At 68.2% G+C, this 9239-nt stretch carries 8 protein-coding genes and 2 tRNA genes; 9 read left to right on the top strand and 1 reads right to left on the bottom strand.

All coding sequences use genetic code 11. From position 1 onward, the window contains the following. Positions 1-86: 86 nt before the first annotated feature. The 9 genes from gnd (at position 87) to RMO85_RS17505 (ending at position 8791) form a co-directional block, all read left to right on the top strand. A complete protein-coding gene (gene gnd, locus RMO85_RS17545) occupies positions 87-998 on the top strand; it encodes a phosphogluconate dehydrogenase (NAD(+)-dependent, decarboxylating) (protein WP_310530007.1) in 912 nt (303 codons plus the stop codon). Between the two features lie 8 nt (positions 999-1006). Next, complete coding sequence (gene recF, locus RMO85_RS17540) at positions 1007-2143, top strand: DNA replication/repair protein RecF (RefSeq protein WP_310530006.1); 1137 nt, start codon at positions 1007-1009, stop codon at positions 2141-2143. Beyond that, positions 2136-2687, top strand: coding sequence for a DciA family protein (locus RMO85_RS17535; protein ID WP_310530005.1), 552 nt, complete (start codon positions 2136-2138; stop codon positions 2685-2687). Before recF ends, RMO85_RS17535 begins: the two co-directional genes overlap by 8 nt. Before the next feature lie 248 nt (positions 2688-2935). Continuing rightward, positions 2936-5005 carry a DNA topoisomerase (ATP-hydrolyzing) subunit B gene (gyrB, locus tag RMO85_RS17530; protein WP_310530004.1) on the top strand — a complete coding sequence of 690 codons (2070 nt, stop codon included), beginning with the start codon at positions 2936-2938 and terminating at the stop codon, positions 5003-5005. 56 nt (positions 5006-5061) lie between these two features. Further along, entirely contained in the window at positions 5062-7791 is a 2730-nt protein-coding gene (gyrA, locus tag RMO85_RS17525; protein ID WP_310530003.1) for a DNA gyrase subunit A, read from the top strand. Between the two features lie 3 nt (positions 7792-7794). Continuing rightward, positions 7795-8376, top strand: a complete 582-nt coding sequence (locus tag RMO85_RS17520; protein ID WP_310530002.1) for a DUF3566 domain-containing protein — start codon at positions 7795-7797, stop codon at positions 8374-8376. A 77-nt stretch (positions 8377-8453) separates the two neighbouring features. Beyond that, positions 8454-8530, top strand: a tRNA-Ile gene (locus RMO85_RS17515). Between the two features lie 35 nt (positions 8531-8565). Further along, positions 8566-8691, top strand: a complete 126-nt coding sequence (locus RMO85_RS17510) for a DLW-39 family protein (protein ID WP_310530001.1) — start codon at positions 8566-8568, stop codon at positions 8689-8691. Positions 8692-8715: 24 nt separating this feature from the next. Then, positions 8716-8791 (top strand) — tRNA-Ala (locus RMO85_RS17505). An 84-nt stretch (positions 8792-8875) separates the two neighbouring features. Here the strand turns inward: RMO85_RS17505 and RMO85_RS17500 are convergent. Continuing rightward, positions 8876-9239 (bottom strand): nuclear transport factor 2 family protein (locus RMO85_RS17500; protein ID WP_310530000.1); only part of this gene is annotated, 364 nt, incomplete at its 5' end.

The raw sequence follows: 9239 nt of genomic DNA, 5'->3' as shown, positions 1-9239 counted from the left end.
GAGACGACCTGCCGCCCCGTCTTCTGCACCGACCACGCGAATGGTTGAGTGAGACCATCACCAACGATCCACCGAGAGGCACTCGCATGGACATCGGACTCGTCGGTCTGGGCAAGATGGGCGGCAACATGCGCGAGCGGTTGCGCGCAGGCGGCCACACGGTCGTCGGCTTCGACCACAACCCCGATGTCAGCGACGTCGCCTCCCTGGCCGAGATGGTCGAGAAGCTGCCCTCGCCCACGGTGGTCTGGGTGATGGTGCCGGCCGGCGACCCGACGCGTCAGACCGTGGCCGAGCTCGGCGGGCTGCTCGCGGCCGGCGACGTGATCGTCGACGGCGGCAACTCGCGCTGGACCGACGACATCGCCAACGCGGCGTTGCTGCGCCCCAAGGCGATCGGCTACGTCGACTGCGGTGTCTCGGGCGGTGTCTGGGGCCGGGAGAACGGCTATGCCCTGATGTACGGCGGCGACCCGGCCGACATCGCCAAGGTCCAGCCCGCCTTCGACACCCTCAAGCCCGAGGGCGACTTCGGCGCCGTGCACGCCGGGAAGGTCGGCGCAGGGCACTTCTCCAAGATGGTCCACAACGGCATCGAGTACGCCGTCATGCAGGCGTACGCCGAAGGCTGGGAGCTGCTGGAGACGGCCGAGCTCACCGACAACGTGACCGAGGTCTTCCGCTCCTGGCGCGAGGGCACGGTCATCCGTTCGTGGTTGCTCGACCTGATGGTCGCGGCCCTGGACGACGACCCGGGTCTGTCCAAGATCGCCGGCTACGCCGAGGATTCCGGCGAGGGCCGTTGGACCGTGGAGGCCGGTATCGAGAATGCCGTCGCCACACCCGCGATCACCGCCGCGCTGTATGCCCGATTCGTCTCGCGCCAGGAGGACTCGCCGACGATGAAGGCGGTCGCCGCCATGCGCAACCAGTTCGGTGGGCATGCGGTGAAGACCGTCGCTGCTGCCGGTGGCGACGCCAACCCCGACGACAGCTAGCCAGGGCCTTGCACGTCACGCACCTCACCCTGCACAACTTCCGCTCCTATGCCGACCTCGACGTCGAGCTGGAGCCGGGTGCCACGGCGTTCATCGGCCGCAACGGCCAGGGCAAGACGAACCTCGTCGAGGCCATCGACTACCTCTCACGGCTGTCCTCGCACCGGGTCGCCTCGGACGCGCCGCTCGTCAAGGCCGGCACCGACCAGGCGCTGATCCGGGCGGCGGTCGTGCGGAGCGGGCGCACGGCCATCCTCGAGGTCGAGCTCAACCCCGGTCGGGCCAACCGCGCACGCATCAACAGGTCGCCGCTGCCGCGTCCGCGCGACCTGATCGGGGTCGTGCGCACGGTCGTGTTCGCGCCCGACGACCTGACCCTGGTCAAGGGTGACCCGTCGGATCGCCGCAAGTTCCTCGACGACCTGCTGATCCTGCGGACCCCGCGGCTGGCCGGCGTCCGGTCCGACTACGACCGGATCCTCAAGCAACGCAACAGCCTGTTGAAGACCGCCGGTCTGGCGCGCGGGGATTCACGTGAAACGGCGCTGTCCACGCTGTCGGTCTGGGACCTGCAGCTGGCCCGTGTCGGCAGCGAGCTGCTCGCGGCACGGCTGCGCCTCGTCGACGACCTGCGCCCCTACCTCGGCAAGGCCTATCAGGCCGTCGCCCGCGGGGCCAGTCGCGACGATGCCGAGATGGACTACAGGCCGTCCTTCGACCTCCCCGAGGGCCCCGACGCGCTCGAGGAGTCGCTGCTCGCCGAGCTCGAGCGCCGCCGCAAGGACGAGCTCGACCGCGGCATCTGCCTGGTCGGCCCGCACCGCGACGAGTTGGCGCTGAGCCTGGGCAACGGCGACCTGCGGCTGCCGGTCAAGGGGTATGCCTCGCACGGGGAGTCGTGGTCCTTCGCCCTGGCGATGCGGCTGGCGTCGTACGACCTGCTCCGCGCCGACGGCGACGACCCGATCCTGGTGCTCGACGACGTCTTCGCCGAGCTGGACACCGAGCGTCGCGCACAGCTCGCGGTGCTCGTCGCCGGCGCGGAGCAGGTGCTGGTCACTGCCGCCGTCGCCGCGGACGTGCCGGAGTCGCTGCAGGGCATCAGGTTCCTGGTCGTCGACGGTGAGGTACGCCGCGATGCCTGACGAGACTCCGGACGCCGAGCCGGGCGAGGCGGACGCCCCGGGCCACCGCGACGAGGGCCTGGATTATGCCCGCTCGGCGCGGAAGGCCGCGGCCTCCGGCCCGGGCAGGACCCCCCGACGCAAGACCGGAGGCGACACGTTCCGCCGCCGGACCGTGCCCAAGTCGTCCGGCGCCCACCCCGACGACCGTGATCCGCAGCTCCTCGACTCCGCGATGTCGCGGATGATCAGCCAGCACGGCTGGGAGATGGAACTGCGGGTGCAGGCGGTGTTCGGACGCTGGGCCGAGCTCGTCGGTGAGGAGGTCGCCTCACACTGCACCCCGGAGTCGCTCGCCGAGACGCGACTGATCGTCCGCACGGACTCCACGGCCTGGGCCACCCAGCTCAAACTCCTCGCCCCGACCATCGTCAAGCGGCTCAATGTCGAGCTGGGCGACGGCATCGTGACCGTGATCGACATCCAGGGACCGCACCTGCCGAACTGGAAGAAGGGCCGCTTCACCAGCCGCGACGGGCGCGGGCCCCGCGACACCTACGGGTAGACCGATCTGCCGATCTGAGAGGCGCTCGGACGTATAGGGACTCCACCGCCCCCCTGTTCGGCGCTCCGTTCGGCCTCTGTGCGACCCGCAGGGGCACCTTTCATCCACAGATACCCCCCTTCTCGGGGGTGGTGTGTGGATTCTGGGCCTCTGGCGGCTAGACTGGGCTCAAGGTCGTCGACTGAATCAGTCACGACCTTCGCCTATGTCATCTGCGCCCGTCCCGGGCGCCAGCAGAAGAGGTTTGCGTGAGCGACGCCAAGGTCCCCGAGCAGCCCAATGGTGTCGAGTACGACGCCTCCGCGATCCAGGTCCTCGAGGGTCTCGAGGCAGTGCGCAAGCGGCCGGGGATGTACATCGGGTCGACCGGTGAGCGCGGCCTGCACCACCTGATCTGGGAGATCATCGACAACGCGGTCGACGAGTCGATGGCCGGCTACTGCGACCGGATCGTCGTCACCCTCCGCGATGACGGCAGCGTCCACGTCGAGGACAACGGGCGCGGCATCCCGACCGACACCGCGCCCGGCGCGGACATGCCGGCCGTGACGATGGCGCTCACGATGCTGCACGCCGGCGGCAAGTTCGGTGGCGGCGGCTACAAGGTCTCCGGTGGCCTGCACGGGGTGGGTGTCTCCGTGGTCAACGCGCTCTCGACCACGCTCATCGTCGAGGTCCGCAACCGCGGTCACCTGTGGCGCCAGACGTTCTCCCTCGGCGTCCCCGATGCCGACCTCGAGCAGATCCGGCCGATGGAGCCCGGCGAGCGCACCGGCACCACCGTGACCTGGTGGGCCTCCGAGGACATCTTCGAGACGACGACCTACAACCTCGAGACGATCACCAACCGCATCCGCGAGATGGCCTTCTTGAACAAGGGCCTGGAGATCGTCATCCGCGACGAGCGCGAGAGCGCCGACGAGCTGGCCGACGCGGTGGAGGACGGCACGATCGATCCCTCGATCGACCAGGCGACGCCCGACGCGATCAAGAAGACGACCACGGGTCTGGAGCGCGTCTTCAAGTACGACCGCGGACTGGTCGACTACGTCGAGCACCTCAACCGTCGCAAGGACAAGGCCAACCCGACCGTCATCTCCTTCGAGGCCGAGACCCCGGACAACTCCGGGGCACACATGAGCCTCGAGGTCGCGATGCAGTGGAACACCTCGTTCACCGAGTCGGTGCACACCTTCGCCAACGCGATCAACACCCACGAGGGCGGCACCCACGAGGAGGGCTTCCGCTCCGCACTCACCACCTTGGTCAATCACTGGGGAGAGGAGTGGGGCCAGATCAAGAAGAAGGAGGACCGCGTCTCCGGTGACGACATCCGCGAGGGCCTGACCGCGATCATCTCGATCAAGCTCGAGAACCCGCAGTTCGAGGGTCAGACGAAGACCAAGCTCGGCAACACCGAGGTCAAGGGCTTCACCCAGCGGATCGTCAACGACCAGCTGGGCGCGTGGTTCGAGCAGAACCCGGCCGAGGGCAAGGACATCGTCCGCAAGTCGCAGTCCGCCGCGATGGCGCGCATCGCCGCCCGCAAGGCACGCGACCTGGCGCGCGGCCGCAAGGGCCTGCTCGGCGGCGGCGGGCTGCCCGGCAAGCTCAGCGACTGCCAGTCGACCAACCCCGCCGAGTGCGAGGTCTTCATCGTCGAGGGCGACTCGGCCGGTGGCTCGGCTCGTCAGGGCCGCGACCCGCGCGTCCAGGCGATCCTGCCGATCCGCGGCAAGATCCTCAACGTCGAGAAGGCCCGCATCGACAAGGTGCTGGCCAACACCGAGGTGCAGTCGATCATCTCCGCCCTCGGCACCGGCATCCACGAAGAGTTCAACAGCGACAAGCTGCGCTACCACAAGATCGTGCTGATGGCCGACGCCGATGTCGACGGCCACCACATCAACACGCTGCTGCTCACGCTGCTGTTCCGCTTCATGAAGCCGCTCATCGAGCACGGCTACGTCTACATGGCCCAGCCGCCGCTGTACCGCCTGCGATGGAACAAGCCGGCCGAGCACGAGTTCGTCTACTCCGACTCCGAGCGCGACGCCTTGATGCGTGACGGCCTCGAGCAGGGCAAGAAGCTGCCCAAGGAGAACCCGGTCCAGCGCTACAAGGGGCTGGGGGAGATGAACGCCGACGAGCTGTGGGAGACCACCATGGACCCGGCCGGCCGGATCCTGCTCCAGGTCACCCTCGAGGACGCCGCCCAGGCCGATGAGATCTTCTCGATCCTGATGGGCGAGGACGTCGAGCAGCGCCGGTCCTTCATCCAGCGCAACGCCAAGGACGTTCGATTCCTCGATATCTAGGTTTCTAAGACCAGTCCTAGATAATCCTAGATTCGACGAGAGAGACACAGACACCCATGAGCGAAACCACCAGCAACCTCGGCGGCAGCGGGGACGGCATCGACCACGGCCCCGGCGGGCGGATCGAGCCCATCGACCTGCAGGTCTCGATGCAGCGCAGCTACATCGACTACGCGATGGCCGTCATCGTCGGGCGCGCGCTGCCGGACGTGCGCGACGGCCTCAAGCCGGTGCACCGCCGGATCCTCTACGCGATGTACGACGGGGGCTACCGCCCCGACCGAGGGTTCTCCAAGTGCTCGCGTGTCGTCGGTGACGTCATGGGCCAGTACCACCCGCACGGCGACACCGCGATCTACGACACCATGGTCCGCCTCGCCCAGCCGTGGGTGATGCGCGCGCCGCTGATCAACGGCCAGGGCAACTTCGGCTCTCCCGGCAACGACTCCGCGGCCGCCATGCGCTACACCGAGTGCCGGATGGCGCCGCTGGCCATGGACATGGTCCGCGAGATCGACGAAGACACGGTCAACTTCCAGCCCAACTACGACGGCCGCTCGCAGGAGCCGACCATCCTGCCGGCGCGGTTCCCCAACCTGCTGGTCAACGGCTCGGCCGGCATCGCGGTCGGGATGGCGACCAACATCCCGCCGCACAACCTGCGCGAGGTCTCCGAGGGCGCGATCTGGGCGCTCGAGCACCCCGACGCGACCCGTGAGGAGCTCCAGGACGCGCTGATCGAGCGGATCAAGGGTCCGGACTTCCCGATGGGTGCGCTGATCGTCGGTCGCCAGGGCATCGAGCAGGCCTACCGCACCGGCCGCGGCTCGGTCACCCAGCGGGCCGTCGTCGAGATCGACGAGGACTCCAAGGGCCGCACCTGCCTGGTGATCGCCGAGCTGCCCTACATGGTCAACCCCGACAACCTCGCGCTGAAGATCGCCGAGCTCGCCGACTCCGGGCGCATCCAGGGCATCGCCGACGTCCGCGACGACACCAGCTCGCGCACCGGCCAGCGCCTGGTGATCGTGCTCAAGCGTGACGCGGTCGCCCGCGTCGTACTGAACAACCTGTTCAAGCACACCGAGCTGCAGACCAACTTCTCGGCCAACATGCTCGCGCTGGTCGACTACGTCCCGCGCACGCTGACGATCGACCAGTTCATCAGCAACTGGGTGGCCCACCAGATCGAGGTCATCCAGCGCCGGACGCGCTTCCGCCTCAAGAAGGCCGAGGAGGACGCGCACATCTACCGGGGTCTCGTGAAGGCGCTCGACGCGCTGGACGAGGTCATCGCCCTGATCCGGCGCTCACCCGACGTCGACGAGGCGCGACAGGGCCTGATCGAGCTGCTCGAGATCGACGTCGACCAGGCGGACGCGATCTTGACCATGCAGCTGCGGCGCCTCGCGGCCCTCGAACGCCAGAAGATCCTCGATCGCCTCGCCGAGCTCGAGCTGATCATCGCCGACCTCGAGGACATCCTCGCCAACGAGCCGCGCCAGCGGCAGATCGTGATCGACGAGCTGTCCGAGATCGTCGCGAAGTACGGCACCGATCGCCGTTCGCAGATCATCGCCGCCGACGGCGACCTGTCGATGGAGGACCTGATCCCCGACGAGGAGCTGGTCGTCTCGATCACCCGCGGCGGCTACGCCAAGCGGACCCTCGCCAGCCAGTACCGCACCCAGAAGCGCGGCGGCAAGGGTGTGCGCGGCGCGACCCTGCGCGGCGACGACGTGGTGGAGCACTTCATCTCGACCACCAACCACCACTGGCTGCTGTTCTTCACCACGGCCGGGCGGGTCTACCGCACCAAGGCCTACAACCTGCCCGAGGCTGCCCGCGACGCGAAGGGCGGCCACGTCGCCGGCCTGCTGTCGTTCCAGCCGGACGAGGACATCGCCCAGGTGCTCGCGATCCGCGACTACGAGCAGGCGCCCTACCTCGTGCTTGCCACCCGCAACGGCCTGGTCAAGAAGACGCGCCTCGGCGACTACAACAGCCCACGCCAGGCCGGCGTCATCGCCATCAACTTCCGCGAGGACGACGACGCCCTGATCGGCGCCGAGCTCGTCAACAGCGACGACGACATCCTCCTCGTCTCGCGTCGCGGCCAGGCGATCCGCTTCAAGGCCGACGACGGCCAGCTGCGCCCGATGGGTCGCGCCACGTCGGGTGTCACGGGCATGAAGTTCCGCGAGAACGACTCGGTGCTGTCGATGTCGGTCATCAGGGCGGCTCAGGTCGCCGCCGAGGCCGCCCACGAAGAGGCGATCGAGGGGGCCGAGGCCACCGAGGTCGACGAGGTGAAGGAGCAGTACGTCTTCACCATGACCGACGGCGGCTTCGCCAAGCGATCGCGGATCACCGACTACCGCACCACGGGTCGCGGTGGCCTCGGGATCAAGGCGATGACCCTCACCAACGAGGACCGCGGCGGTCTCGTCGGCGCCTTCATCGTGGTGGAGGGCGACGAGATCCTCTCGATCACCCAGGCCGGTCAGGTCGTACGCAGCCCGATCAACGAACACTTCCGCGCCACCGGGCGATCGACCCAGGGCGTGAAGTTCGTCAGCCCCAAGTCGGGCGACGCCGTGGCTGTGGTCGCCCGCTCGGTCGAGGCCCGCGACGAGGTAGAGGAGACGGACGAATCGGCGGGTGACACCGCGGCCGACCCAGGCGTGGAGACCACCGAGGGCGTCGAGCCGAGCGAGGTTGTCGAATCGCCGGATGTCGCCGACGGTGCAACAATCGACAGTCCAGACGTTGACGCTGAGGAGTGATCCATGTCCGAGCGAACCGCCCCCCGGGCCTCCGGGGGTCAGAGCTCGACCGGAGCGAAGACGCCCGTAGAGCCCGACACGGGCTCGCGCGCGCCGCTCACCGAGCGGATCCAGGCGACCTTGTCCAACGCAGCGACGGAGCACCGAGCCAACGCCGTCGCCGGGACGGGTCAGCCGAGTCGCCGTACGGCCAAGACGCCGGGGAAGGCGCCCCGTCGCGCCCGGCTCCGGCTGACCCGGATCGACCCCTGGAGCGTCATGAAGACGTCGTTCCTGTTGTCGGTCGCCTTCGGCGTGGTCACGTTCGTGGCCGTCTTCATGGTCTGGTCGGTGCTCGGCGCCGCCGGCGTGTGGGACTCGATCAACGCGACGGTCGCCAGTGTCGTCGAGGGCGACTCCAACAGCTCCGGCTTCGACGTCACCAACTACCTCGGCATGGGCCGCGTCCTGGGCTTCACGCTGCTCGTGAGCATCATCGATGTCATCCTCCTGACGGCCATCGCGACCCTCACCGCGTTCCTCTACAACATGGCCGCCGCCCTGCTCGGCGGGATCGAAGTCACCCTGGCCGAGGACGAGCGCTGACGTTTTGTTGCCCCGCTCGAGCGTGGGGTAATGTTCCCCCTCGGTCGCCCTCGGGCGGCCACGCCGCCAGGCGGCACGGGCCTATAGCTCAGACGGTTAGAGCGCTTCCCTGATAAGGAAGAGGTCAGAGGTTCAAGTCCTCTTAGGCCCACCACCCCTCGATCTCCGCCCGTCTTCTAAGGTGCCTGCATGAAGAAGCTCATCGTGATCCTGCTGGCCGCTGCCGGCGCCGCCCTCGCCAAGAAGAAGATCGACGACGGCAAGACCGAGCAGGCACTCTGGGCCGAGGCGACGGACACGGTCCACAAGTCCTGATCCACCGGGCGGGCCACCGCCCCGGGGGCCTTGGCGCAATTGGTAGCGCACCTCGTTTGCAACGAGGGGGTTAGGGGTTCGAGTCCCCTAGGCTCCACCACGAGAAACCGCAGGTCAGCCAGCGGTTTCTTCCACTCTTCGGGCTGTCCCCCTACGGGAGTCGTCCCGAAAGTCATTGGCCAGATCAGCCCTCGAGCCGTGGGCGGTGGCCCGACGCCGCCTCGACAGAGTCGTTGATACCAGCGCCTCCCTGCTCGACAATCTCCGCGAAAAGCCGGCCGCTGACGACAAGCCCGTCCCGCACCGTGAACTGGGTGATCGCACGCATCTCGAACGGCTCACGCTTCTCGGTCGTGCCCCACCAGTGCCACTCGCTCCACACAACGTCTCCATCCTGCACCGACGCCGCGACCACGGCGCGGAGGTCGGGGACCCCGGTAAGGATGGCCCCCCAGTTCGCCTTCATCTGTGCTCGACCGCCGAAGCCGCGGGCGGGGTGGAAGGGCTGCTCGCTCTGGTAGTCCTTGTGCATCAAGGCCGCCATGCCC

Origin of the sequence: Nocardioides sp. (assembly GCF_031422975.1) — a bacterium.
Classification (GTDB): domain Bacteria; phylum Actinomycetota; class Actinomycetes; order Propionibacteriales; family Nocardioidaceae; genus Nocardioides.
This window is presented reverse-complemented; position numbering and strand designations above follow the sequence as displayed.